Source organism: Cellulomonas cellasea, from assembly GCF_006538745.1.
In the GTDB taxonomy this organism is placed as follows: Bacteria; Actinomycetota; Actinomycetes; order Actinomycetales; family Cellulomonadaceae; genus Cellulomonas_A; species Cellulomonas_A cellasea.
In genome coordinates this window covers 1-22,330 of the sequence record NZ_BJLR01000006.1, presented here as the reverse complement: position 1 = coordinate 22,330, position 22,330 = coordinate 1, and the positions used below count along the sequence as shown (strand labels likewise).

25 protein-coding genes and 1 pseudogene are annotated in these 22,330 nt (G+C 75.7%); 12 read left to right on the top strand and 14 right to left on the bottom strand.

Translation table 11 applies throughout. From position 1 onward, the window contains the following. Positions 1-9: 9 nt before the first annotated feature. Positions 10-447 carry a VOC family protein gene (locus CCE01nite_RS02585; RefSeq protein ID WP_034626133.1) on the bottom strand — a complete coding sequence of 146 codons (438 nt, stop codon included), beginning with the start codon at positions 445-447 and terminating at the stop codon, positions 10-12. 70 nt (positions 448-517) lie between these two features. Continuing rightward, complete coding sequence (locus CCE01nite_RS02580; RefSeq protein WP_052103578.1) at positions 518-1,534, bottom strand: CAP domain-containing protein; 1,017 nt, start codon at positions 1,532-1,534, stop codon at positions 518-520. 228 nt (positions 1,535-1,762) lie between these two features. On the opposite strand from CCE01nite_RS02580, the gene CCE01nite_RS02575 reads away from it, so the two are divergent. Next, positions 1,763-2,623 (top strand): formate/nitrite transporter family protein, encoded by an 861-nt coding sequence (locus CCE01nite_RS02575; protein WP_034626077.1) that lies wholly within the window; start codon positions 1,763-1,765, stop codon positions 2,621-2,623. 45 nt (positions 2,624-2,668) lie between these two features. Here CCE01nite_RS02575 and CCE01nite_RS02570 read toward each other — a convergent pair whose 3' ends face one another. Continuing rightward, the gene (locus tag CCE01nite_RS02570) at positions 2,669-3,121 is read right to left on the bottom strand and encodes a DUF6069 family protein (protein ID WP_034626072.1); all 453 of its coding nucleotides are present in this window, start codon (positions 3,119-3,121) and stop codon (positions 2,669-2,671) included. A 97-nt stretch (positions 3,122-3,218) separates the two neighbouring features. On the opposite strand from CCE01nite_RS02570, the gene CCE01nite_RS02565 reads away from it, so the two are divergent. From CCE01nite_RS02565 to CCE01nite_RS02550, 4 genes are all read left to right on the top strand, one after another. Next, positions 3,219-3,668 (top strand): MarR family winged helix-turn-helix transcriptional regulator, encoded by a 450-nt coding sequence (locus CCE01nite_RS02565; RefSeq protein ID WP_052103576.1) that lies wholly within the window; start codon positions 3,219-3,221, stop codon positions 3,666-3,668. Positions 3,669-3,748: 80 nt separating this feature from the next. After that, a complete protein-coding gene (locus tag CCE01nite_RS02560; RefSeq protein WP_084142487.1) occupies positions 3,749-4,819 on the top strand; it encodes a LacI family DNA-binding transcriptional regulator in 1,071 nt (356 codons plus the stop codon). A 77-nt stretch (positions 4,820-4,896) separates the two neighbouring features. Further along, the gene (locus CCE01nite_RS02555) at positions 4,897-5,298 is read left to right on the top strand and encodes a RidA family protein (protein WP_034626067.1); all 402 of its coding nucleotides are present in this window, start codon (positions 4,897-4,899) and stop codon (positions 5,296-5,298) included. 343 nt (positions 5,299-5,641) lie between these two features. Further along, a complete protein-coding gene (locus tag CCE01nite_RS02550) occupies positions 5,642-6,931 on the top strand; it encodes a glycoside hydrolase family 6 protein (RefSeq protein ID WP_034626061.1) in 1,290 nt (429 codons plus the stop codon). Between the two features lie 105 nt (positions 6,932-7,036). Here the strand turns inward: CCE01nite_RS02550 and CCE01nite_RS02545 are convergent, their stop codons facing one another. After that, positions 7,037-9,007 (bottom strand): sensor domain-containing diguanylate cyclase, encoded by a 1,971-nt coding sequence (locus tag CCE01nite_RS02545; RefSeq protein WP_052103571.1) that lies wholly within the window; start codon positions 9,005-9,007, stop codon positions 7,037-7,039. 107 nt (positions 9,008-9,114) lie between these two features. After that, entirely contained in the window at positions 9,115-9,786 is a 672-nt protein-coding gene (locus CCE01nite_RS02540; protein ID WP_034626056.1) for an NUDIX domain-containing protein, read from the bottom strand. 95 nt (positions 9,787-9,881) lie between these two features. On the opposite strand from CCE01nite_RS02540, the gene CCE01nite_RS02535 reads away from it, so the two are divergent. Next, complete coding sequence (locus CCE01nite_RS02535; RefSeq protein WP_034626116.1) at positions 9,882-10,637, top strand: DeoR/GlpR family DNA-binding transcription regulator; 756 nt, start codon at positions 9,882-9,884, stop codon at positions 10,635-10,637. 9 nt (positions 10,638-10,646) lie between these two features. Here CCE01nite_RS02535 and CCE01nite_RS02530 read toward each other — a convergent pair whose 3' ends face one another. The 3 genes from CCE01nite_RS02530 to CCE01nite_RS02520 form a co-directional block, all read right to left on the bottom strand. After that, complete coding sequence (locus CCE01nite_RS02530) at positions 10,647-11,288, bottom strand: DinB family protein (RefSeq protein WP_034626053.1); 642 nt, start codon at positions 11,286-11,288, stop codon at positions 10,647-10,649. A 293-nt stretch (positions 11,289-11,581) separates the two neighbouring features. Continuing rightward, entirely contained in the window at positions 11,582-12,649 is a 1,068-nt protein-coding gene (locus CCE01nite_RS02525) for a lytic polysaccharide monooxygenase (RefSeq protein ID WP_034626050.1), read from the bottom strand. Positions 12,650-12,912: 263 nt separating this feature from the next. Continuing rightward, positions 12,913-13,809, bottom strand: a complete 897-nt coding sequence (locus CCE01nite_RS02520) for a Cof-type HAD-IIB family hydrolase (RefSeq protein ID WP_052103569.1) — start codon at positions 13,807-13,809, stop codon at positions 12,913-12,915. A gap of 41 nt (positions 13,810-13,850) precedes the next feature. Here CCE01nite_RS02520 and CCE01nite_RS02515 point away from each other — a divergent pair, with 41 nt between their 5' ends. Next, a complete protein-coding gene (locus CCE01nite_RS02515) occupies positions 13,851-14,690 on the top strand; it encodes a PhzF family phenazine biosynthesis protein (RefSeq protein ID WP_034626047.1) in 840 nt (279 codons plus the stop codon). A gap of 172 nt (positions 14,691-14,862) precedes the next feature. Continuing rightward, on the top strand, positions 14,863-15,246 hold the full coding sequence (locus CCE01nite_RS02510) for a hypothetical protein (RefSeq protein WP_034626043.1): 384 nt from the start codon (positions 14,863-14,865) through the stop codon (positions 15,244-15,246). A gap of 69 nt (positions 15,247-15,315) precedes the next feature. On the opposite strand, the gene map is transcribed toward CCE01nite_RS02510, so the two are convergent. Beyond that, complete coding sequence (map, locus tag CCE01nite_RS02505; protein WP_034626039.1) at positions 15,316-16,098, bottom strand: type I methionyl aminopeptidase; 783 nt, start codon at positions 16,096-16,098, stop codon at positions 15,316-15,318. A gap of 65 nt (positions 16,099-16,163) precedes the next feature. Between map and CCE01nite_RS02500 the strand changes: the two genes are divergently transcribed. Then, the gene (locus CCE01nite_RS02500) at positions 16,164-16,460 is read left to right on the top strand and encodes a helix-turn-helix domain-containing protein (RefSeq protein WP_034626036.1); all 297 of its coding nucleotides are present in this window, start codon (positions 16,164-16,166) and stop codon (positions 16,458-16,460) included. A gap of 7 nt (positions 16,461-16,467) precedes the next feature. Here the strand turns inward: CCE01nite_RS02500 and CCE01nite_RS02495 are convergent, their stop codons facing one another. Beyond that, positions 16,468-16,731 carry a hypothetical protein gene (locus CCE01nite_RS02495; RefSeq protein ID WP_211254516.1) on the bottom strand — a complete coding sequence of 88 codons (264 nt, stop codon included), beginning with the start codon at positions 16,729-16,731 and terminating at the stop codon, positions 16,468-16,470. A gap of 47 nt (positions 16,732-16,778) precedes the next feature. Beyond that, entirely contained in the window at positions 16,779-17,813 is a 1,035-nt protein-coding gene (locus tag CCE01nite_RS02490) for a GlxA family transcriptional regulator (RefSeq protein ID WP_084142486.1), read from the bottom strand. Between the two features lie 71 nt (positions 17,814-17,884). Between CCE01nite_RS02490 and CCE01nite_RS02485 the strand changes: the two genes are divergently transcribed. Then, positions 17,885-18,937 (top strand): saccharopine dehydrogenase family protein, encoded by a 1,053-nt coding sequence (locus CCE01nite_RS02485; RefSeq protein WP_034626030.1) that lies wholly within the window; start codon positions 17,885-17,887, stop codon positions 18,935-18,937. Here CCE01nite_RS02485 and CCE01nite_RS02480 read toward each other — a convergent pair. Further along, complete coding sequence (locus CCE01nite_RS02480) at positions 18,904-19,302, bottom strand: VOC family protein (protein ID WP_034626027.1); 399 nt, start codon at positions 19,300-19,302, stop codon at positions 18,904-18,906. The genes CCE01nite_RS02485 and CCE01nite_RS02480 overlap by 34 nt on opposite strands. A 101-nt stretch (positions 19,303-19,403) precedes the next feature. Between CCE01nite_RS02480 and CCE01nite_RS02475 the strand changes: the two genes are divergently transcribed. After that, positions 19,404-20,354, top strand: coding sequence for a helix-turn-helix transcriptional regulator (locus tag CCE01nite_RS02475; RefSeq protein ID WP_034626024.1), 951 nt, complete (start codon positions 19,404-19,406; stop codon positions 20,352-20,354). 29 nt (positions 20,355-20,383) lie between these two features. Here the strand turns inward: CCE01nite_RS02475 and CCE01nite_RS02470 are convergent, their stop codons facing one another. Next, the gene (locus tag CCE01nite_RS02470) at positions 20,384-21,052 is read right to left on the bottom strand and encodes an NADPH-dependent FMN reductase (protein WP_052103567.1); all 669 of its coding nucleotides are present in this window, start codon (positions 21,050-21,052) and stop codon (positions 20,384-20,386) included. A gap of 100 nt (positions 21,053-21,152) precedes the next feature. Here CCE01nite_RS02470 and CCE01nite_RS02465 point away from each other — a divergent pair, with 100 nt between their 5' ends. After that, positions 21,153-22,004 carry a helix-turn-helix transcriptional regulator gene (locus CCE01nite_RS02465; protein ID WP_141371940.1) on the top strand — a complete coding sequence of 284 codons (852 nt, stop codon included), beginning with the start codon at positions 21,153-21,155 and terminating at the stop codon, positions 22,002-22,004. 146 nt (positions 22,005-22,150) lie between these two features. Here the strand turns inward: CCE01nite_RS02465 and CCE01nite_RS21140 are convergent. Continuing rightward, positions 22,151-22,330, bottom strand: a pseudogene (locus CCE01nite_RS21140) (hypothetical protein); the annotation flags it as partial.

The following is a 22,330-nucleotide window of genomic DNA, read 5'->3' as shown; positions in this document are numbered from 1 at the left end:
CCCCCGCCGCTACGCCGGGGTCAGCTCCTGGGCGAGCATCACGATGATCCCGCTCGGGCCGCGGAGGTAGGTGAGCCGGTAGACGTCCTCGTAGGTGGCGACGCCGCGCAGCGGGTGACAGCCGTGCCGCGCGGCGATCGCGAGGGCCTCGTCCAGGTCGTCGACCGAGAAGGCCACGCGGTGCATGCCGATCTCGTGCGGCCGGGTCGGCTCGGTCTCGATCGCCTCGGGATGGAGGTGCTCGAACAGCTCGAGGCGGCCATGGCCGTCGGGCGTCTGGAGCATGGCGATGCGGGCGTGGTTGCCGTCGAGGCCGACGGCGGTGTCCGCCCACTCCCCGCTCACCGTGTCCCGGCCCAGGACGGTCAGCCCCAGGTCGGTGAAGAAGGCGATCGCCTCCTCGAGGTCGCGGACCGCGATGCCGACGTTCTCGAGCCTGATGGGCATGCGCACCACGCTACCGAGCGCCGGGTGACCGTGGGAGGCCCGGATCGCGACCCACGGTCACCCGCGCCGCTCAGCTGACGAAGACCTGCGCGCAGAGCATCCCGCGGGGACCGGACACGCAGCCGATCCCGACCGAGGTGTACGAGCGCAGGATGTTCGCGCGGTGCCCCTCCGAGTTCATCCAGCCGGTCATCATCGCGGCCGGCGTCGGGTAGCCGAGCGCGATGTTCTCGCCGACCGAGCGTGCGCGGCACGCCGTGAGGATCGGCCCGAGGGGGTCGTGCTCGAAGCGGTTCTCGGCGACGAGCAGCGCCGCGCGCGCGACCGCCTGCTGCGTCGCGCAGTCCGAGACGGCGAGCGCGGGCAGGCCCGCGGCGGCCCGCTGCTGGTTCGTGAGCGTGACGAGCGTCGCGGCGTACTGCTGGTCGGGCGTGAGGCCCGGGGTCGTGGGTGCGGGGGTGGCGACCGGGGGCGGCGTCGTGCCGGGTGCCGACGGGGACGACGTCGGCGTGGGCCTCGGGCTCCGCGTCGGTGCGGGGGCCGGCGTGCGGGTCGGTGCGGGGGAGGCGGTCGGCGCCGTGCCGGGGTTCGTCGGCAGCGGGGTCGGCGCGGCGGTCGGGGCGGCCGTGGGGGTCGGTGCGACCGTCGGCACCGCCGTGGGCTCGGGGGCGATGGTCGGGACGATCGTGGGGGACGGGGTGGCGGTCGGGGCCGGGGTCGGGCGCGGGTGGACGGGGCGCGGCCAGCGACCGTGGCGGTAGCCGGACCAGCCCGACCAGCCGGAGCCGGCCGAGTAGGCGGCGTACCAGCCCGCTGCGGAGTGGCCGGGCTGCCAGTCCCGGCCGGCGGTGTAGGCGGAGTACCAGCTGCGCGCGGCCGACTGCCCGCCGGAGCCGGCGTCGCGCGCGGGCGCCTCGGACTGCCAGGGCGCGACCGCCCACGCGGACGCCGCGCCGGTGCACAGCGCGAGCGACATCACGACGATCCCTCGGGCGCGGAACCGGTGCCGGCGTGCCCGGGCGACCCGCGCACGCCGCACGTCACGCCGTCGGGGCTCGGTCAGGGGGGTGTCCTGGGTCGGGTTCATTCACAGCACGTTATAGAACCGTGACCTGTGCGCGGGGGGCTGTTGGGATTGGAGTTCTCTCATCCGGCATCCCGCCGCGGTCGCGGGGTCGCGGGGTCGACCGGGTGCGCGCCGCGCCGCTGCGCTCGTCGGACCCGTGCCGGTGCGCTCGTCGGACCCGTGCCGCTGCGCTCGTCGGACCCGTGCCGCGGCGCTCGCGGGACCCGCGCGCGTGCGACCGTAGTCGCCATGACCGCCGACGAGCACGGGTTGTTCCCCGGCAAGCACTTCATCAGCACCGCGCTCGAGGCGCTCGAGACCAAGACGGCGATGTCCGGCGAGCTCGCCCGCCGCTACCTGCAGCGCGCCGGCATGGCGGGCATCCTCATCGGCCTCTTCTACGGCACGTACTTCGCGGTGCTCGCCGCGTTCACCAGCATCGACGTCGGCGCGGGGACCCTCCAGCCGCTCGGGCGGATCGCGGGCGCGCTCGCGTTCGGGTGGGCGCTCGTCTTCATCTACTACACGAAGTCCGAGCTGCTCACGTCGAACATGATGATCGTCTCGATCGGCGCGTACCACGGGCGCACGACGTGGGGGAAGGCGGTCCGGCTGCTCGGGCTCTGCTACGTCGGCAACCTGCTCGGCGGGCTGTTCGTGGCGCTGCTCGTCCGGTTCTCGACGCTCGTCGACGGGGTCGCGCTCGACGTGATGCTCGCGTCCGTCGAGCACAAGCTCGACTACGTCGCCTCGGGTCCCGCGGGCTGGGTCGACCTGCTCGTGCGCGCGGTGCTGTGCAACTTCATGATCAACATGGCGATGCTGCTGGTCTACAACGGGCTCATCAAGGACGATCTGACCAAGAGCCTGGCGATGATCGTCTCGGTGTTCATCTTCGCGTTCCTCGGCCTCGAGCACTCGGTCGCGAACACCGTGCTGTTCTCGATCGTCGGGCTCAAGGAGGGCATCGACGTGGGGCTCGCGGCCGGCAACGTGGGGATCGCCCTCGTCGGGAACTTCCTCGGCGGCGGCGTGCTCATCGGGCTCTACTACGCCTACGTGAACGACGACTCGCAGTACCTGCGCACGCGCCCGCCCGCGGACGGCTGACCCGGTCGGTCCGCCGCCCGCCGGTCGGCCGCCCGCGTCGGGTCGTCAGCGCGTCGCGTCGGACGCCGCGCGCCGCACCAGCACGAACCACACGACCCCGGCGACCACGTGCATCGTCGCGAGGGCGACCTGCGTGCCGGTCGTCGCGTCGACCGCGAAGGGCATCGGCACGGTCAGCAGGCCGAGCGCGAGGCCGACGGCGGCGAGCGCCCGCCATGCCCACGCACCCCACCGGCGCAGCACGAGCAGCACGACGGTCGCCAGGACGATCGGCGCGACGGACATCACGGCGACCATCCCGAAGGTCACCTCGTTCGCAGCGGCGTCCGGGGTCTGCCGCACGAGCAGGTCGGCACCCAGGGCGCCGGCGACCGCGAGGACGACGAGGTTGGCGAGCCCGGCGATGCCCGCGGCCACGAGGCCGGTGCGCCACGTGGTCGCGGCGCTGACCTGCAGGGGTGCGGACGGGCGGGTGGTGACGGACGTGTCGGTGCTCATCGTTGCGCTCCTCGATGGTTGATCTGCTCAAGTTCCGTCAGCATGTCGGTGGATGCTTGACGATGTCAACCATCCACCTGACCAATATGCTGGCGCGATGGGTCACGGGGACGAGGACACGGGCTGCGGGGGCGGCTGGGCTCCGCAGCCGACGCTGAGCCAGCGGCTGTTCGCCGTCGCCGAGCTCGCGCGCGCCGACTTCGCGGTGGCCGTCGGCCGCCACGGGCTCACGCCCGTCCAGGCGCGCGCCGTCCTGATGCTCGACGAGGCCGTCCCCATGAGCTCCGTCGCGAGCCACCTTGCGTGCGACGCGTCCAACGTCACCGGCCTCGCAGACCGGCTCGAGGCGCTCGGCGTCGCGGAGCGGGTCCCGAGCAGCGACCGCCGCGTCAAGCTCCTGCGCCTCACCGACCGCGGCAGCGCCCTGCGCGGCGAGCTGGGCCGGGAGCTCGCGCAGGGCTCCGCCGTGACGGACCGCCTGACCGCGGACGAGCGCACGCAGCTCGCGGCCCTGCTCGACAAGATGCTCGCGACGCCTGACGCCTGACGCCAACGGCGCGGCGCTCCGCCGCTACGGTGACCTCCGACCGCCCGGAGCAGCCGGGTGCCCGAGCCGGAGGTGCCGCCGTGGACGTCCCGCACCGCCGGCCGACCCTCGACGAGGTCGCGCGCCGCGCCGGGGTGTCGCGCACGGTCGCGTCGCGTGCGGTCAACGGCGGGCCGGACGTGAGCCGGGCGAAGCGCGAGGCCGTCGCCCGGGCCGTCGAGGAGCTCGGCTTCGTGCCCAACGCGACCGCGCGGGCGCTCGCGACGCACCGGGCCGGTGCCGTGGTGCTCGCCGTCGCGGGCGACGACCCGGCGCTGTTCGCCGACCCGTTCCACGCCCGGCTCGTGATCGGTGTCGCCTCGGTCCTCGAGGAGGCGGACCTCGACCTCACGCTGCTGCTCGCCGCGTCGGCCCGCGGGCAGGCGCGGCTCGAGCGGGCGCTGCGCGCGGGCCGGGCGGACGGGTTCATGCTCGTCGCGGCGCGCACGGACGACCCCCTCACCCGGTTCGCCGCGTCGACCGACCGGCCCGTCGTCTTCGGCGGGCGGCCGGCCCACGGCGACCCGCCCGCGTACGTCGACGTCGACAACGTCGGGGGTGCACGGCTCGCGACCGAGCACCTGCTCGCGCTCGGCCGGCGCCGCGTCGCGCACCTCGCCGGTCCAGCGGGCCTCGACGCGTCGGCCGCCCGGGAGCGGGGGGTCGCCGAGGCGCTGGCCGCCGCGGGGGCCCCGCCGGCGCCGGTCGAGCGCGCGGACTTCGACGAGGCCGACGGGTCGCGCGCGATGGCCCGGCTCCTCGTGGCGCACCCCGACCTCGACGGCGTCGTCGCCGCCTCGGACAACATCGCCGCGGGGGCCCTCCGGGCGCTGCGCGCGTACGGGCGGTCGGTCCCGGGCGACGTCGCGGTCGTCGGCTTCGACGACCTCCCCGTCGCGCAGCAGACCGAGCCCGCGCTCACGACCGTCCACCAGCCGATCGAGGACCTCGGTCGCGAGCTCGCCCGGATGCTCGTACGCCTCGTCGGCGGCGGGTCGGTGTCGCCGGTGATCCTGCCGACGCGCCTCGTCGTGCGCGCCTCCGCACCGGCACCGGCACCGGCACCGGCACCCGCACCGGCGCCCGCGTCCCACCCCGCCGCCGGTCGGTGACGGCGGCGCCCTGCCCGTCGGGGCGGGGCGCCCGTCGGCGCGAGTGCCGTGTCGGACCCCGGTGGCAGCGTGGGCGCATGGAGATCACCCGTCTGCAGCCCGCCGGTCTCGTGTCCAGCCCGGCGTTCAGTCACGTCGCTGTCGTGCCCGCGGGTGCGACGACCATCTACGTCGGCGGCCAGAACGGCGTCGACGCCACGGGGGCGGTCGTCTCGGACGACGTCGCCGAGCAGTCGGTCCGCGCGATCGAGAACGCGAGCACCGCGCTCGAGGCCGCCGGTGCGACGCTCGCAGACGTCGTGCAGTGGACCGTGCTGATCGCCGAGGACGCCGACCTGCGGGCCGCCTACGGCGCGATCGCTCCCCGGCTCGCCGGGCCCGGTGCCCCGCCGCTCGTGAGTGCCGCGCGGGTCGCGGGGCTCGGGGTGCCGGGTGCGCTGATCGAGGTCAGCGCGGTCGCGGCGGTGCTCCGGGACTGAGCGTGCCGCACGCTGCGGACCGCGTGCGCGCGGCACGCTGCGGGACTGAGCCCCGCGGCACGCTGCGGGACTGAGCCCCGCGCCGCGCCGCGGGGCTGAGTGTGCGCAGCACCTCACGCCAGGGCGCCGTCACTGCTGCCGGGCGCGGCAGCCTGCCACCGGGCGTCGCTGCGGTGCCTCTCCGTCGAGCGACGGCGGCACCGCGGTCGACGCGTGGACCCACGCCTTGACGGGCATACCGGGCAGGGCGCAGGATGTCGACGCCGACTGGAAGCGCTTCCAGTTTCCGGTCGGACCCGCTCCAGCCGACACCGTCGTCGGCACGACCCCCCGGAGAGTTCCTATGGCACACCCCGCCCGCAGGCGATGGGGCATCGTCGCCCTCACCGCGTGCGCCCTCGGTCTCAGCGCGCTCACCGCCTCGCCCGCCTCGGCGGCGAACGACGTGCTCGACCCGTCCGCGCGCCTCTGGGTCAACCCGCAGAGCTCGACCAAGGAGGTCGCCCGGACGCTCCGCGGGCAGGCCAAGCAGGACGCGCTCGCGCTCAGCCGCATCCCGAGCGCCACCTGGTTCACCGAGGGCACGCCCGAGGAGGTCCGGCACGACGTGCGCACGCTCGTGCGCCGTGCGGGCCACAAGGTCCCGGTGCTCGTCGCCTACAACCTGCCGTTCCGCGACTGCGCGCTCTACTCGGCCGGCGGCGCCGCGGGCGCGGACGCGTACAAGGCCTGGGTCGACGCGTTCGCGGCGGGCATCGGGAACGAGGAGGCCGTCGTGGTCCTCGAGCCGGACGGCCTCGGCGTCATCCCCTGGTACACCACGCTGGACGGTCAGCTCGAGGGCTGCCGTCCCGCCGAGCTCGACCCGGCGACGACCGGCGTCCAGCCGTCCGTCGAGCGCTTCGAGCTGCTGCGTTACGCGGTCGAGCGGATCGGGCAGCAGCCCAACGTCGCGCTCTACCTCGACGGCACCGGGCCGTCGTGGCTCGCCGTCCCGGAGATCACCGACCGCCTGCTCAAGGCCGGCATCCAGGGCGCCGACGGCTTCTTCCTCAACGTCTCGAACTACGAGCGCACCGAGAACGACGTGCTCTACGGCACGTGGATCTCGCAGTGCATCGCCTACGCGACCGTCGTCGCGCCGGGCAGCGTCGCGGAGTGCGGCCACCAGTACTGGAGCGGCGGGCCCGCGAACGACTGGACCGGCGTGGTGCTGCGCAACACCGGCATCTGGAGCGACACCGCGGAGGACCCGACGCTCAACACCGCGGGGATCACGTCGCGCTACGCGCTCGTGCTCGGGGACGTCGAGCCGACGACGCACTTCGTCGTCGACACGAGCCGCAACGGGCAGGGCGCGTGGACGGCGCCGGCGGGCAAGTACACCGACGCGGAGACCTGGTGCAACCCGCCCGGGCGCGGTCTGGGTCTGCGCCCGACGACGCGCACGGGGAACGAGCTCGTCGACGCGTTCCTGTGGATCAAGATCCCCGGGGAGTCCGACGGGCGCTGCCTGCGCGGCACGCCCGGCCCGACCGACCCCGAGCGCGGCATGGTCGACCCGGCCGCCGGTCAGTGGTTCGTCGAGCAGGCGCGTGAGCTCGTCGAGCTGGCTCAGCCTCCCCTCCGCTGAGCCGGCGGAGCAGTCCGGCAGCGGGCTGCGGCACGGCCGAGGGCCCCGGTGGTGAGTGCCGGGGCCCTCGGTCGACGCGTGACGGACGCGCCGTCGGCCGGGGGCTCAGGCCGGGGGGTCGCTCGCCCGTGTCGCCGCGGCCGGGGCGACGTCGACGCCCTCCCGGGGTGCATGGTCCTCGGCCGTGCGCGGGGACCCGAGCGGCTGCGACCCCGGTCGGTACCGCTGGAAGCCACCCTCGCCGCGCCGCTTCGCCTCGTACATGGCGATGTCGGCCTGGCGCAGCAGCTCGGCGGGGTCGTCGCCGCGGACGCCCTCGACAACACCGAAGCTGGCCCGCACGACGAGCCGGTGACGGTCGACCTCGACGGGCGCCAGCAGCGCGTCGACGATGCGGACCAGGACCGCGTCGACCGCATCGCGGTCCAGCCCCGTGAGCAGGATCGCGAACTCGTCGCCACCGAGGCGCGCCACGGTGTCGGTCGTCCGCAGCGCGGCGCGCATCCGCTCCGCGACCTCGACGAGGAGACCGTCGCCGACCGCGTGTCCCAGGGTGTCGTTGACGGACTTGAAGTCGTCGAGGTCGACCAGCACGAGGCTCAGCCGTTCACCGGGGGCCGCGCTCGTCACGGCGGCCTGGACGCGGTCGCCGAAGAGCACGCGGTTCGCCAGCCCGGTGAGCGCGTCGTGCGTGGCCTGGTGGCTCAGGCGCTCCTGCACCTCGCGTGTCTCCGTGACGTCACGAGCGTTGCTGACCCAGCCCTCGACGCTCGGCTCGTGGACGAGGTTCGACGCGACGATCTCGAGCCACCGCCACGACCCGTCGGCGTGGCGGAGCCGCATCTCGTAGGTCGCCGCGGCGCCGGACGTGGCCGCGACCGACCCGACGGCGGCGCGCGCCACGCGGTGGTCGTCGGGGTGCGCGAGGTCGAGCACGTGCCGTCCCAGCAGCGCGTCGGGGTCGCGCCCCAGCACCCGGAGGACTGACGGGCTCACGTAGCGGATGGTGCCCCCGGGCTCCGTGATGGTGACGATGTCGCTGCTGTTCTGCACGAGCAGCCGGAACTGGCGCTCGTGCGTGCCGATCACGGAGAGCAGGGCCGCGTTCTGCTGGAACGCGAGGAGCTGGCGGACGATCACCAGCGCGGTCAGGGTGACCGCTGCCGCGACCACGACGAGGCGGTCGGGCGCGTCCTCCACGGACGTGCGGACGAGCAGGGCCGCGACGGCGACGACGGCGACGTAGGGCAGCGTGCTGAACGTGCGCGAGCGGGGCGCCGGCGCACCGGTGCGCTCGGCGTCGACGATCTGGAGGTGCGCGCTCAGGGCGATCGTGACCGAGGCGATCGGGTTGAGGACGAGCTGGACGTCCACGTCGGGGCGGACGGACAGCAGCAGCACGCCCACCGCCGACCCGAACCCGCCGACGAGCGCGGACACGGCGCGGAGGTAGAGGGCGCGGCGCGGCACGACGCCGGACCCGGCGAGCGCGGCCTTGGCGGCGAGGAGAACCGCCATGAGCGCCGGTGCCATCACCGGTGCCACGTGCGACACGGTGCTGCGCGTGATCTCGCCCCCGGCGAACGTCACGACGAGGTGCCACATGAGGACGCCGGCCGCGACCACGAGCGTCGCGACGTCCAGGGCGAGCTCGGCCTTCTGGGCCCGCGTGCGCAGCCCGAGCGGGATCCGCACGATCGAGGCTGCCAGCAGGATCGCGCCCGCCACCTGCAGCATCGTGTGCACCGGTGCCGGGACCTCCGACATGCCGGTCGCGGTGACGAGGCGCACCGCGATCGACGAGGCGATGAAGGCCATCCCCGCTGCGGTCAGGCGCCAGACGGTGCGGGCGACCGCCGGGGTCGTGGGGTGCCGGGCCGCCCGCCAGCACAGGACGACCGCGAGCGTCGCGATCAGCGGGTTGAGGAGGTGGCCGACCGTGGGCAGCCACGACCACCCGGTGACCAGCTCCGCCACGAACGTGACCGTGTTGAGCGCGGCCAGCGCGACCAGGGCCCACGCGAGCGTCGCGCGGGGTGCGGAGGGGACGGCGGCGCCCGCGACGGCGTGGTTCATCGGGCACCCTCCTGGACGACGCCCCGAGCGGAGCGACGTCGAGCAGATCGGCGCGTCGGTCGAGGTCGTGAGCCTCGCCGCGGGTGGATCCGCGATGCGCCGCCGGTTCAGCGGGTGCGGAAGGGACCGTGCAGGGCCGCCCACTGCAGCAGCAGGATGGTCTTGGCGTCGGCGATCTCGCCGGTCGTCGTCATCGCGAGCGCGCGGTCGAACGGCAGCTCGACGACGTCGATCTCCTCGCCCTCGTCGGCCACCCCGCCGCCAGCGGCGACCCGCTGCGCCGGGGTGTACGGCGCGGCGGAGAAGTGCAGGCGCTCGGTCACCGAGCCGGGGCTCATCCAGACGTCGAAGACGTGCTCGAGCTCGCCGATCTCGACGCCGGTCTCCTCGGCGGCCTCGCGGCGGATCGCGGTCTCGGGGTCGTCGTCGTCGAGCAGCCCGGCGGCGGTCTCGAGGAGCATGCCGTCGGGGTGCCCGTTGACGTACACGGGGAACCGGAACTGGCGGGTGAGCAGCACGGTCGCGCGCTCCGGGTCGTAGAGCAGGACGGTCGCGCCGTTGCCGCGGTCGTACGTCTCGCGCTGCTGGCGGGTCCAGCGGCCGTCGGCGCCGAGGTACTCGAACGTCGTGCGGCGCAGCACGTGCCAGGCGGCGGCGAGGAGCTCGACGGCCAGGACGCGGACGCGCGGGTTGCCGGCGAGGTCGAGGCCGGTGCGGTCGAGGTCGGTGCGCCCGCGGTGGTCGGGCACGCGGGTGCCGGGCAGGGGCGTGGCGGGCATGGGAGTGGCGGCGGGCTCGTCGAGGGCGGGGGTGAGCGGAGGCATGTGTGCGACACTACGTGCATCAGTCGGCAAGAACAAGGAGAAACGTGCACATGCTGACCGCGCAGCGCCGCGACGTCCTGCTGGCCCGGCTCCGGGACGACGGCCGCATCGTCGCCAAGGACCTCGCCGCCGAGCTCGGGCTGTCCGAGGACACGGTCCGGCGCGACCTGCGCGAGCTGGCCGCCGCGGGGCTCTGCCAGCGGGTGTACGGCGGTGCGCTCCCGGCGTCGCCCGCGGTCGCCGACTACGCCGCCCGCCGGACCGTCGGCGTGCCGAGCAAGGAACGCGTCGCCGCTGCGGCTGCCGCGCTCGTGACCCGGGGGAGCACCGTGATCCTCGACGGCGGGACCACCGCGCTCGCGGTTGCCCGCGCGCTCGCCCCTGACCTCGACGCGACCGTCGTCACGCACAGCCCGACGGTCGCCGCGGCCCTCGTCGAGCACCCGCGCGTCGAGATCGTGCTGCTCGGCGGGCGCATCTTCAAGCACTCCGCGGTCGCGTGCGGGGCCGCCGCCGTGGAGGCCGCCGAGCGCGTGAGCGCCGACCTCTTCCTGCTCGGCGTGACGGGGGTGCACCCGACCGCCGGGCTGACCACGGGCGACGCCGACGAGGCCGCGATGAAGCGCACGCTCGCCCGCCGGGCCGCCGACACCTACGTCCTGGCGAGCGCCGAGAAGATCGGCGCGGCGTCGCCGTTCACCGTCCTGCCGCTCGCGGAGGTCGCCGGCGTCGTCACGGACGTCGACCCCGCGGACCCCACGCTCGTCGAGCTCGCCGCGGCCGGGGTGACGATCGTGCCGGCCTGACGGCGCGGGTCACGTCCCCGCGGGCGTCCCCTGCCGCAGCGGCCCCGCCCGGTACAGGTCCCGCAGCAGCGCGATCTCGGCGCCGTGGTGCAGCAGCTCCTGGTCGACCCACCAGACCGTCTCGATCAGCGGGTCCTCGGGGTCGCTGCCGTAGGGGTAGGTGCTCCGCCCGACGGCGTCGAGCGCCTCGTCGTCCGCGCCGGTGAGGACCTCGCGCCACGCGCTCGCGGCGCGCTCGAACGCCGCGACACCCTCGGCGGCCGTGCCGGGCACGACGTACTCCTCCTCGGTGTGCGCGTGGGCGCCCGTCAGGTGGTCGGCGCGTCCCGCGAGCATCTCGGCGAGGTGCTCGAGGCGCCACGCGATCGTCGTGACGGGCGGCGGGTACGGGTGCGGGCGCCCGCCGTCCCGACCCCACTCGCCCGCGCCGACCAGCACGGTCGCGCCGGGCCCCGGTCCGTCCGCGTGGCGGCGCACGGACCAGCACCCGGCGACGGGCTCCCACAGGTACTCGTCGTCGGTGAGCGGTGGGACCGCGACCGGCTCACCGTCGCCGCTGTCGACGGTCGGGCCGACGAGGCGGCGGACCAGGCGCTCGCGGCCGACGTCGAACTGCGCGAGAAGCGGGGCGAGACGCTCGGGGACGCTCATCGCGGCCTCCTCGGTCGGGACGGGGCACGGTCCGGCCGACGGTAGCCCTCGCCGGTGCCCGTCGTCCGCCTCCAGCGCCGGGTCGGCACCTCGGGGCGCCAGATCCGCACCTCGGGGCGCCAGGTCGGCACCTCGGGGCGCCAGGTCGGCACGTCGGGGCGCCGGGTCGGTACCGCGGGGCGCCGGTCGCTGCTGCGTGTCCCCGGCACACCGTGCCCCGTGCACGAGACGCCCGGCCCGACACGAGAGGGAGTGTCGGGCCGGGCGTCACGCGTGCGTGCGGGTGCGGGGTCTCACGCCCCCGCGCAGGTCGCGGTCGGCGTCCCGGGGTTGCCGGACGCGAGGAAGCCCGCCGTCGTGGTGGCCCCCGGTGCCAGCGCACCGTTCCACGACGCGCTCGTCAGGGCACCGCCGGCCACGGCCGCGTTCCACGCCTGCGTCACGCTCGACCCGGGCACGGTCGCGCGCCAGCCGGTCGTGCCCGCGGCGCCCGCGGTCACGGTGAGCTCGCCCTGCCAGCCGCCGGGCCACTGCCCGACGACGCGGACCGCGGCCGTGCAGGTCCCGGTGCCCTGCGTGGGCGTCGGGCTCGGGGTCGCGGTGGGTGTCGGCGTCGGCGTGGCCGACGGGGTCGGCGTGGGCGTGGGCGTCGGCGTGACCGTCGGAGTCGGGGTCGGCGTCGGGGTCGGCGTGGGCGTCGGTGCCGGACCGCCGATGCTGATGTCGCTGCACAGGTAGTACGACTGGTCCGAGTGGCTCGCCTGCCAGACCGTGTACAGGATCGCCCGTCCCGAGCGGCCGGTCAGGTCGACGTCCGTGCGGTACTCGCCGGCGGGCGCGTACCGGCCGGTGGCCTGGAGCAGCTGCATGTCGGACCACGCCGGCGCCGCGCGCGTCGGGTCGAAGCCAGGCTTCGTGACGTAGACCCGCAGGTAGTCGGCGCCGTGCTTCGCCTGGTCGGTCAGCGTGAGCGTGAACCGCTGCGGGACGGTCCTCGCGACCCAGGCGCCGGGGGTGTCGAGCGCGGCGTACCGGTCGCCGCCGGTGCGTCCGCCCGAGCAGAGCTGGCCGTCGGGGATCTCCTGCTCGTGCCGGCCGGCGACGCCCTCGCGGTAGAGCCCGTTCCAGTTCCACATCGCGGTGGTGTCGGCCTGCCACGCCTGCGCGCACATCGGGTCCTGCGCCGCCATGGCGGGGTCCTGGAAGCGCGAGCCCCAGACGTCCCAGCAGCGGTAGTTGCGCGTCGGCGGGTCCGTCACCGAGCCGTGCGCCGCGGCGGGCACGGCGGCGACGACGGTCGTGGCGACGACGGCCAGCGGTACGGCGAGCGCGAGGGTGCGCAGCCGGGTTCTCCAGGTCATCCGAGGTCTCCCGTTCGGTTCGGGACGCGCCGGACAGGCGCCGCCGCGGGGCCGGCGACGCTGCCGGGTCCGCGGCGACGGGAGCGCGTCGCGCCTCACCGTCGCCCGGTTCCCCCGTCGACGGAAGGCGTTGAAGCGTTTCGATGCGAAGCGCTTCGACGGAGCAGGGGGCGCGGAACCCGAGTCGCCGTCGGCGGCTCCGGCACGACGGGCGAGCGGGAACCGGCCGGGCGGGCGGTGTGGCGGTGGTGCGGCGTCCGACCTCAGGGCGCGGCGACCGCCGTCCCCGCGTCGAGCGGCGCGACGCCCTCGACCGCGATCCCGAGCACCGCCGCGATCGTCCGCACGACCCCGTTCTCGTCGTTGCCGGGCGCGGCGAACCGCGCACGGGCCCGGACCTCGGGGTGCGCGTTCGCCATCGCGTACGACCAGGCGGCGGCGTCGAGCAGCTCGCGGTCGTTGAGGTAGTCGCCGAACGCCATCGTCTGCTCGCGCGTGACCCCGAGCGCGCGCTGCACGGTCTTAAGGGCGGCGCCCTTGTGCGTCGTGGGGTTCATGAGGTCGACCCAGTGCGCGCCCGAGACGACGACCTGCTGCGTGTCGCGGAACCGGGCCAGCGCGGGCTCGGTCGTCGCGGCGGCGTCCCCGAAGTCGAAGACCGCGACCTTGAGCACGTCGTCGCCCACCGCGGTCAGGTCGTCGACCCGCGCGAGGAGCGCGTAGTACCGGTCGCACTCGTCGACGAACGCGGCGTCGTGCCGCTCGACGTACGCCGACCGCGTCCCGCACACGACGGCGCCCACGTCCGCGCCCGACGCCGCGAGCGCGCGCACCGCCTCGACGACCTGCACCACGACCGCGGGGTCGACGACGTCGGTGCTCAGCACCTCGCCCTCGCGCACCACGAGCCCGCCGTTCTCGGCGATGAAGCACAGCCGCGGCGCGTGCGCGCCGAGCTGCCGGGCGAGCGTCGCGAGCTGGCGGCCGCTCGCCGGGCAGAACGCGATGCCGCGCGCCTCGAGCTCGTCGAGCAGCGGCCACAGCGTCGGCGGCACCTCGTGGTCCGGGTCGAGCAGCGTGCCGTCCATGTCGACCGCGATCAGGCGGACGTCCGGGGCGTCGGGCAGGTCGGCGGGCGTCGTGGGGGAGGGAGTCGGCACCGTCCCATCGTCCCAGGGGCCCGCTGGCTACGCTGAACCGCATGAGGCAGCGAGCGTTCGCGCAGGTCGACGTGTTCACCGCGACGCCGTACCGGGGCAACCCGGTGGCGGTCGTGCTCGACGGCACGGACCTGACCGACGACGAGATGGCGGCGTTCGCCCGCTGGACGAACCTGTCGGAGACGACGTTCGTGCTCCCGCCGACCGACGCCGCGACCGCCGACTACCGGCTGCGCATCTTCACCCCCGGCGGCGAGCTGCCCTTCGCCGGGCACCCGACGCTCGGCAGCGCGCACGCGTGGCTCGCGGCGGGCGGGGTGCCGCGGGAGGACGGCGTGCTTGTGCAGGAGTGCGGCATCGGGCTCGTGCGCCTGCGCCGGGAGGCCGGGCGGCTGGCGTTCGCCGCACCGCCGCTGCTCCGCTCCGGCCCGGTGTCGCCCGAGCTGCGTGCCCGGGTCGAGGAGGCCCTGGGCCTGCCCGACGACGCGATCGTGGCGTGCGAGTGGGTCGACAACGGTCCGCACTGGATCGGCGTCGTGCTGGCCGACGCGCGGGAGGTCCTCGCGATCCGCCCGGACCCGACGCCGGTCGGCGACCTGTTCGTCGGCGTCGTCGGGCCGTGGGACCAGGCGCACGAGGCCGACGTCGAGGTGCGCGCGTTCGTCTTCGGCGAGTGGTTCGCCGAGGACCCGGTCACGGGCAGCCTCAACGCCGGGCTCGCGCGCTGGCTCATCGGCACGGGCACGCTCCCGACGCGGTACGTCGCCGCGCAGGGCACGGCGCTGCGGCGCGAGGGGCGCGTGCACGTCGAGCAGGTCGGCGAGGACGTCTGGGTCGGCGGCGACACCGTGACCTGCATCGACGGCAGCGTGCTGCTCTAGGCGTCGTCCTGGGTGTCGTCGTCGGTCGTGACCGCCGAGCGGTCCCCGGTCGCGAGCTGGACGGGCGCCCAGGTGGACCGCACCCCGACGGGTGACATCTCCCCGGCGGGCTCCAGGTCGGGGCCGGGGATGTCGATGCGCTGGACCTCACGACGAACAGGGAGGTTCCGCGATGCGCATCGGCTTCGACATCTACCGGGTCGGTCCGGACCAGGACCACCAGGAGCCCGCGAGCGCGTGGGGCTGGACCCCGCGCCGTGGCGAGGTCCCCACGGGGGAGACGGTCGTGCAGGACCACGACTTCACCCTGACGTACACCGGGACCGACTCCGAGCTGGCGTCCGCGTTCGCGCGCGGGGCCAAGCTCATGGAGATCGTGCGCACGTGGCCGGACCTGTCGTTCTACCCCTCGACGGCCGGGGACACCCTGCCCGACGGGTCGGTGTTCCCCGTCCGCGGCGAGCCCCGGCCGACCAGTGCCCTCAGCGCCCTGCGGGGCCGGTTCGGCCGCCGCTCCGCGAGCGCCCAGGCGGCGAGGGCAGCGACCCAGCCGTGAGGTGAGCGGGCGGCCGTGCGCACCGGTGTGCGGTCGGGACGCGCGCGCGGGACGCCGTCCGGGTCGGCGTCACAGCAGCGTGCGGCTCGGGAGCGTCAGGATCTCGGCGCCGTCGTCGGTGATCGCGATGGTGTGCTCGCTGTGCGCGGTCAGGCACCCGGTCGCGCTGCGCAGCGTCCAGCCGTCCGCGTCGGTCACGAGCTCGTCCGTGTCGGCCATGACCCACGGCTCGAGCGCGAGCAGCAGCCCCGGGCGGAGCGTGAACCCGCGGCCGGGCCGTCCGGTGTTCGTGACGTGCGGGTCCTGGTGCATGGTCGAGCCGACGCCGTGCCCGCCGAACTCGGTGTTGATCGGGTAGCCCGCGTCGTCGAGCACGGTGCCGATCGCGTGCGAGAGGTCCCCGATGCGCGCGCCGGGCCGGGCGGCGGCGATCCCGGCCGCAAGGGCGCGCTGGGTCGCGTCGATCATCGCGAGGCTGCCCGCAGGCGCGGGGCCGCCGACGACGAAGCTGACCGCGGAGTCCGCGACCAGACCGCGCAGCGAGACGGCGAGGTCGAGGGTCAGCAGGTCGCCGTCGCGCAGCGCGTAGTCGTGCGGGAGCCCGTGCAGCACCGCGTCGTTGACCGACGTGCAGATGTAGTGCCCGAACGGCCCGCGGCCGAACGACGGCGCGTAGTCGACGTAGCAGGACTGCGCGCCGGCCTCGACGATCATCGCCTGCGCCCACCGGTCGACGTCGAGCAGGTTGGTGCCGACGGTGCAGCGGCTGCGCACGGACTGCAGGATGTCGGCGACGAGCGCGCCGGCCGCGCGGGCGCGGGGCAGCTCGACGGCGCTCAGGATCTCGATCATGGGGGCTCCTGCCGGTTTTCCAATAACTATCCCGGTCAGACTATCCCGGTATTACTATCGGCGTCATGGTCCGGCTGCCGCTCACCCCCGCCGACGTCGAGCGCGGCCGCCGCCTCGGTGCCCTCCTGCGCCGGGCCCGCGGCGAGCGGTCGATGCTCGGCGTCGCGCTCGACGCCGGCGTCTCGCCCGAGACGCTGCGCAAGATCGAGTCCGGGCGCGTCGCGACGCCGGCGTTCCCGACCATCGCGGCGATCGCCGCGGTGCTCGGGCTCTCGCTCGACGCGCTGTGGGCGGAGGTCAACCCGGCGGGCGCTGCCGCAGGACCGGCGGAGCGCGGCCCGGTCGAGCGGCTGGTCTCCTAGCGTCCGGTCAGGCGTCCCCGGTCGGTGCGAGAGCCACCGTGACGAGCACGGTGCCGCGCGCGCCGCGGGTCGCGACGGCGTGACCCTCTCGCGGTGAGCCGTCCAGCAGCAGCGTCAGCGCCGCCCCCTCGCCCGTGAAGTTGCGCCACCACGTCTTCCTCCCGGGCAGGCCCACCGGGATCTCGACCACTCCGGCGCCGCGGCGCCGGTAGCCGACAGGGGTGCTGATGACGCGGCCGGAGCGGCGCCCGGCGTATCGGACGACCGTCATCCGGCGACGGACCACGGGACCGAGACGACGCGAGGTGATCAGGGACGTCACGAGCCGGTTGAGGCGGGGCGGGCCCGCTGGTGCTGCCATGGGCCGAGTATCGACCCGTCGTCGACCGGGGCGGGCCGTTCGCCGGGTCGGGCCAGGCGGAACGTCGCCCGGTACGCCGTCGGCGTGACGCCCAGGGCGCGGTGGAAGTGCCGGCGCAGCGTCGTCGCGGTCCCCATGCCGCAGCTCGCCGCGACCTGGTCGACCGAGGCGTCGGTGCGCTCGAGGAGTTCCTGGGCGCGGGCGATCCGCTGCTGGTGGAGCCAGTCGAGCGGCCCGGCCTGGAGCTCCGCCTGCATCCGGCGCGCGAGCTGGCGGGTGCTGAGGTGGGCGTGCGCGGCGAGATCGCGCACCGTCAGGGGCTGGTCGAGACGAGCCCGTGCCCACGCGAGGGTCGGTGCGAGGCCGTCGGGGCTGCGCGGCTCGGGAGGCGGGGTGATGAACTGAGCCTGGCCGCCGGTCCGGTGCGCGGGCACGACGAGGCGCCGCGCGATCCCGTTGGCCGCCGCGGCGCCCAGGTCGAGGCGCACGAGGTGGACGCAGAGGTCGAGCGCCGCCGTCTTCCCGGCGGACGTGAGCACGTCGCCGTCGTCGACGTAGAGCACGTCGGGCCGGACGTCGACCTGCGGGTAGCGGCGTGCGAGGTCCTCGGCGTGCATCCAGTGCGTGGTGGCCGCCCGCCCGTCGAGCACCCCGGCCGCCGCGAGCACGAACGCCCCGGTGCACAGCGCCGCGATGCGCGTGCCGCGCGCCTGGGCTGCGCGCAGCGCGTCGAGGAGCGCCGGGTCGGGGTCGTCGTCGAGGTCGTCGGACGACGGCACGAGCACGGTGTCGACGCGGGCGGTCTCCGCGTACGTCGCGGTCGGCAGGTGCGGCAGCCACGGGTGCGGGGAGCCGTCGGCGGTGCAGACCACGAGGTCGTACCAGCTGCCGGTGGGCGAGAGCTCGGACCGGTCGACGCCGAAGACCTCGGCGGCGATCGCGACCTCGTAGAGCATCGCCGAGCCGTGCAGGACGAGGGCGATCCGGGGCATGTCGAAAACTGTACGGCCGGCGTCGTTCCGGACACTCGTCCGGGCCGGGCCCCGCTCGCGACGATGGCTCCGTGAACGCAACCGATCGAGTCCTCGTCTACGGCGCCACAGGTCACACGGGACGCTTCGTCGTCGACGAGCTGCGGCGCCGCGGCCTCGTCCCCGTGCTGGCCGGCCGCAGCGCCGAGCGCCTGGCGGCGGTCCCGTCCCGGCACGCCGACCTCGACCGCCGCGTGGTCGCCGCCGACGACCCCGACGGCCTCCGTCGGGCGCTCGCCGGCGTCGGGGCGGTCGTCAACTGCGCCGGGCCGTTCCTCGACACCGCCCTCCCGCTCGCGCGCGCCGCGGTCGGGTCGGGGGCGCACTACCTCGACGTCACCGCCGAGCAGCCCGCTGTGCAGGCGCTCTACCGCGAGCTCGACGCACCCGCCCGGGCGGCGGGGGTCGCCGTCGTCCCCGCCCTGGCCTTCTACGGCGGTCTCGCCGACCTGCTGGTCACGGCCGCGCTCGACGGCGGCTCGCGCGCCGACGAGGTCGAGGTCGCGATCGGCCTGGACCGGTGGTGGCCGACCGCGGGGACCCGGGTGACCGGGGCGCGCAACACCGCGACCCGGCTCGTGATCCGCGGTGGCGAGCTCGCCGAGCTGGCGGCGCCCGCGCCCACGAGCACCTGGACCTACCCCGCACCGCTCGGCGAGCAGGCGGTCGTGGAGCTGCCCTTCTCGGAGGTCGTCACGATCGACCGCCACCTCGACGTGGGCGAGCTGCGCTCCTACCTCAACACGGCCCCGCTCGACGACCTCCACGACGCCGCCACCCCGGAGCCGGCCGCGACCGACGAGCGCGGCCGTTCGGCGCAGCAGTTCGTCGTGGACGTTGCCGTGCGCCGGGGCGCGGACACCGTGCGCACCCGGGCGACCGGGCGCGACATCTACGCGGTCACCGCGCCGATCGTCGTCGAGGGTGCCGTCCGGCTCCTCGACGGGCGGCACCGGGGACCCGGCGCCGCCGCGCCGGGCGAGGCGTTCGACGCCGCCGACGTCCTCGCCGTGCTCGAGCACGACGCCGGCGCCCTGGTCGTCCGGACCGCTCAGGCCCGGTCGCGCGCGAGCATCTCGAGGTAGTGCGGGTTGGTCATGACGCCGAGGACGTTGCCGAACGGGTCGACGACCGACGCGGTCACGAACCCCGCGCCGCGCTCCGTGATCGGCTGGCGGAGGGTCGCACCGAGGGCCAGCAGCCGGTCGACGGCCCCGGTCAGGTCGTCGACGTGCCAGTGCACGACCGCGCCACCCGGCGCGTCCGGCTCGCCCTCGGGCGCGTAGCGCCGGTCGATGATGCCGAGCTCCTGCCCGTGGTCGCCGATGCGGAACTCGTGGTACCCGGGGCGCTCGAAGTACGGCTCGATGCCGAGCAGCTCGGCGTACCAGCGCGACGCGGCGGCGTGGTCGGCGGCGTAGACGTTCACGGTGGCGACTCCACGAAGCATGTCGGTTCCTTCCGTCGGGGGCGGGTCCGTCCCGCCCGACATCTCCAGACTGGGTGGTGAAGTGCTCACCGAGTGAGCACTTTCACGAGCAGACTGACGACATGCGTGCGGACCGGCTCGTCGCCACCCTCCTGCTGCTCCAGACCCGCGGCCGGGCGACTGCCGCGGAGGTCGCCCGCGCGCTCGAGGTGTCGCTCGCGACCGCACGGCGCGACCTCGAGGCGCTCGCGGCCGCCGGAGTGCCGGTGTACCCGCAGGCCGGACGGGGTGGCGGGTGGCAGCTCGTCGGCGGTGCGCGGACCGACCTCACCGGGCTCACGGCCCCCGAGGCGCGCGCCCTGTTCGCGCTCCTCGGCCCGGCGTCGTCGGGCCGGGCCCGCCCCGAGGCGCGCTCGGCGCTGCGCAAGGTGCTGCGCGCGCTGCCCCAGACGTTCCGCGCCGAGGCGGCGGCCGCGGCGGACGCCGTCGTCGTCGACCCGGTGGGCTGGGGCGAGCAGGGGCGTGCCCGCCCACCTCTGGCCGACGAGCTCGAGTCCGCCGTCGTGCAGCGCCGGCGCGTGCGCCTGCGGTACGCGGGCCGCACGCGCGAGCCGTCCGAGCGCCTCGTCGACCCCTGGGGCCTCGCCGACAAGGACGGCACCTGGTACCTGCTCGCCGGGACCGACCGCGGGCCGCGCACGTTCCGGCTCGACCGCGTCGAGCACGCCGAGATCACCGACCTGCCCGCGCAGCGCCCCGACGACCTCGACGTCGAGCGGCTCTGGGACCGCACGGTCGAGGAGGTCGAGCGGAAGCGCTCGACGCTGCGCGCGACCGTCCTGATCGACGCGCACCTGCTGCCGATCCTGCAGGACCGGATGGGTCGGCACTGCGCACCCGCGGGGACGCACGAGGACGGGCGCGCGCGGGCGTACGTGACCGCACCACGAGCGCTCGACGTCGCCCGGCACCTCGCGGGCTGGGGCGGCGACGTCGAGGTCGTGGAGCCGGAGTCGGTCCGCGTCGAGCTCGCGCGGCTCGGGGCCGAGCTCGTGGCCCGGAACGGCGGCTGACCGGCGCCCGGACTGCGGCGCGGCGGCGCTCACGCGGACCGGCTCGCTGCCGTCGACGGACGCAGCGCCACCGCCCACCGGACGACCTCGTCGAGCAGCGCCCCGAGCGCCTCGGCCTGGTGGTCGCGGGGCGCCAGCCGCCCGGTCGCGGTGGGGTCGGCCGGGTCGGTCCCGGCGTAGTCCACGTCGGCGAACAGCGACAGGCCGACCTGCGTGGGCACGACGGCCGTCCGCACCTCGGTCAGGACCGCGCGCAGGTGGTCCGCGGCGCGCGTCCCGCCCTGCACGCCGTAGCCGACGACGCCGGCCACCTTGCCGTCCCACTCGGCGTACAGGTGGTCGATCGCGTTCTTGAGCGCCGCCGGGAGGGAGTGGTTGTACTCGGGGGTCACGAAGACGTAGGCGTCGAACCGGTCGACCGCAGCGGACCACCGGCGGGTGTGCTCGTGGGCGTAGGAGCCGAACATCGCCGGGACCGGCTCGTCGAGCAGCGGGAGCGGGTGGTCGGCCAGGTCGAGCACCTCGACCGCCACGCGTCCCGTCACCACGGCGTCGTGCCCGGCCGCGACGCCGGCGACCCAGTCCGCGACCGCCCGCCCGCGCCGGCCGGGTCGGGTGCTGCCGACCACGACCGCGAGCCGCGTCGTCGTCCCGTCCACTGAGCGGTCCGTCAGGTCAGGTGCTGAGAGGTTCGTCATGGCACGAGCGTCCTGCGCGCCCTCCGGCCGAGGGAGGCCGCCGTGAGGCTGGCCCTCGCGGGGACACCCTCCGGGACGGCTCGCGGGGCACACTGGGCGGGTGATCGACGGAGAGCTCGGGGCGTTCCTGCGCAGCCGTCGCGAGGCCCTCGCCCCGGCCGACGCGGGACTGCCCGACGGGCCGCGCCGCCGGACCCCGGGCCTGCGCCGGTCCGAGCTCGCGACGCTCGCGCAGGTCAGCGTCGAGTACCTGACCCGGCTCGAGCAGGGCCGCGACACCCGCCCGTCGGCGCAGGTGCTCGGCGCCCTCGCGGACGCGCTCCGCCTGACCGTCGCCGACCGCGCGCACCTGCAGGAGCTCGTGGCCCAGACCCACGGGCCGCAGCTGTGCCCCGGGGGCCGGCCACCGTCGGCCCGCACGGTGCGCCCGACCGTCCAGGCGCTGCTCGACACCCTCACCACGCCGGCGTACGTGCTCGACCCCCGCGCCGACCTGCTCGCGTGGAACGACGCGTTCGACCGGCTCGCGCGCCCGCTCGGGATGCTCGACGGCGAGCGGCCCAACCTCCTCTGGTACGCGCTCGCCGACGAGCGGGCCCGCGACGTCTACCCCGACTGGGACGACGTCGTCGACCAGGGCGTCGCCGACCTGCACGAGCACCGGCGCGGGGACCCGTCGACCGACGTGCTCGCCGAGCGTCTCGCCCGGACCGTCGGGGAGCCGTTCGCGGCGCGGTGGCGGCGTCGGCCGCTCGCGGGCGTCCGCAGCGGCGTGCGCGCGGTGCAGCACCCGCGCGTCGGGCTGCTGCGGCTCGCGTTCGAGACCCTGACGCTGCCGGACGCCGACCACCAGCGCCTCGTCGTGCACCTCCCGGCGGACGCCGCGACGGCGGTGGGGCTCGACCGGCTCGCGGGGCGGGAGCCCGGCGCGCTGCGCTCCGTCGGGTCGTGAGGGGCGCGGACCCGGCACCCCGGCGGGGCGCCCGCACGACGCGCTGCTGTAGGCGAGCTGCGCGCGCGACGCGCTGAGGTCGGGGAGACCGGCGCTGGAGGCGCTGCTGCCCCGCCGGTGCCCGACGCCCGCGCGGCGCCCCGTCGTCAGCCGCCGCGCCGCTCGAGGTCCAGGACGAGCCGCTCCAGCAGCGCGGCGAGGGTCTCCCGGTCGCCCTCCGGCAGCGCCGTGAGCAGGTCGCGCTCGCGGTCGAAGATCGCGCCCGCCGCGTCGTCGATCGTCTCGCGCCCGGTCGCCGTGAGATGCACCACGACGCGGCGGCCCCC

Excerpts from the sequence above, each read along its gene's own strand:
- CCE01nite_RS02585 (WP_034626133.1), bottom strand. The coding sequence starts at position 447 with ATGCCCATCAGGCTCGAGAACGTCGGCATCGCGGTCCGCGACCTCGAG.
- CCE01nite_RS02580 (WP_052103578.1), bottom strand. The coding sequence starts at position 1,534 with ATGAACCCGACCCAGGACACCCCCCTGACCGAGCCCCGACGGCGTGAC.
- CCE01nite_RS02575 (WP_034626077.1), top strand. The coding sequence starts at position 1,763 with ATGACCGCCGACGAGCACGGGTTGTTCCCCGGCAAGCACTTCATCAGC.
- CCE01nite_RS02570 (WP_034626072.1), bottom strand. The coding sequence starts at position 3,121 with ATGAGCACCGACACGTCCGTCACCACCCGCCCGTCCGCACCCCTGCAG.
- CCE01nite_RS02565 (WP_052103576.1), top strand. The coding sequence starts at position 3,219 with ATGGGTCACGGGGACGAGGACACGGGCTGCGGGGGCGGCTGGGCTCCG.
- CCE01nite_RS02555 (WP_034626067.1), top strand. The coding sequence starts at position 4,897 with ATGGAGATCACCCGTCTGCAGCCCGCCGGTCTCGTGTCCAGCCCGGCG.
- CCE01nite_RS02550 (WP_034626061.1), top strand. The coding sequence starts at position 5,642 with ATGGCACACCCCGCCCGCAGGCGATGGGGCATCGTCGCCCTCACCGCG.
- CCE01nite_RS02545 (WP_052103571.1), bottom strand. The coding sequence starts at position 9,007 with ATGAACCACGCCGTCGCGGGCGCCGCCGTCCCCTCCGCACCCCGCGCG.
- CCE01nite_RS02540 (WP_034626056.1), bottom strand. The coding sequence starts at position 9,786 with ATGCCCGCCACGCCCCTGCCCGGCACCCGCGTGCCCGACCACCGCGGG.
- CCE01nite_RS02535 (WP_034626116.1), top strand. The coding sequence starts at position 9,882 with ATGCTGACCGCGCAGCGCCGCGACGTCCTGCTGGCCCGGCTCCGGGAC.
- CCE01nite_RS02530 (WP_034626053.1), bottom strand. The coding sequence starts at position 11,288 with ATGAGCGTCCCCGAGCGTCTCGCCCCGCTTCTCGCGCAGTTCGACGTC.
- CCE01nite_RS02525 (WP_034626050.1), bottom strand. The coding sequence starts at position 12,649 with ATGACCTGGAGAACCCGGCTGCGCACCCTCGCGCTCGCCGTACCGCTG.
- CCE01nite_RS02515 (WP_034626047.1), top strand. The coding sequence starts at position 13,851 with ATGAGGCAGCGAGCGTTCGCGCAGGTCGACGTGTTCACCGCGACGCCG.
- CCE01nite_RS02510 (WP_034626043.1), top strand. The coding sequence starts at position 14,863 with ATGCGCATCGGCTTCGACATCTACCGGGTCGGTCCGGACCAGGACCAC.
- map (WP_034626039.1), bottom strand. The coding sequence starts at position 16,098 with ATGATCGAGATCCTGAGCGCCGTCGAGCTGCCCCGCGCCCGCGCGGCC.
- CCE01nite_RS02500 (WP_034626036.1), top strand. The coding sequence starts at position 16,164 with ATGGTCCGGCTGCCGCTCACCCCCGCCGACGTCGAGCGCGGCCGCCGC.
- CCE01nite_RS02495 (WP_211254516.1), bottom strand. The coding sequence starts at position 16,731 with ATGACGGTCGTCCGATACGCCGGGCGCCGCTCCGGCCGCGTCATCAGC.
- CCE01nite_RS02490 (WP_084142486.1), bottom strand. The coding sequence starts at position 17,813 with ATGCCCCGGATCGCCCTCGTCCTGCACGGCTCGGCGATGCTCTACGAG.
- CCE01nite_RS02480 (WP_034626027.1), bottom strand. The coding sequence starts at position 19,302 with ATGCTTCGTGGAGTCGCCACCGTGAACGTCTACGCCGCCGACCACGCC.
- CCE01nite_RS02475 (WP_034626024.1), top strand. The coding sequence starts at position 19,404 with ATGCGTGCGGACCGGCTCGTCGCCACCCTCCTGCTGCTCCAGACCCGC.
- CCE01nite_RS02470 (WP_052103567.1), bottom strand. The coding sequence starts at position 21,052 with ATGACGAACCTCTCAGCACCTGACCTGACGGACCGCTCAGTGGACGGG.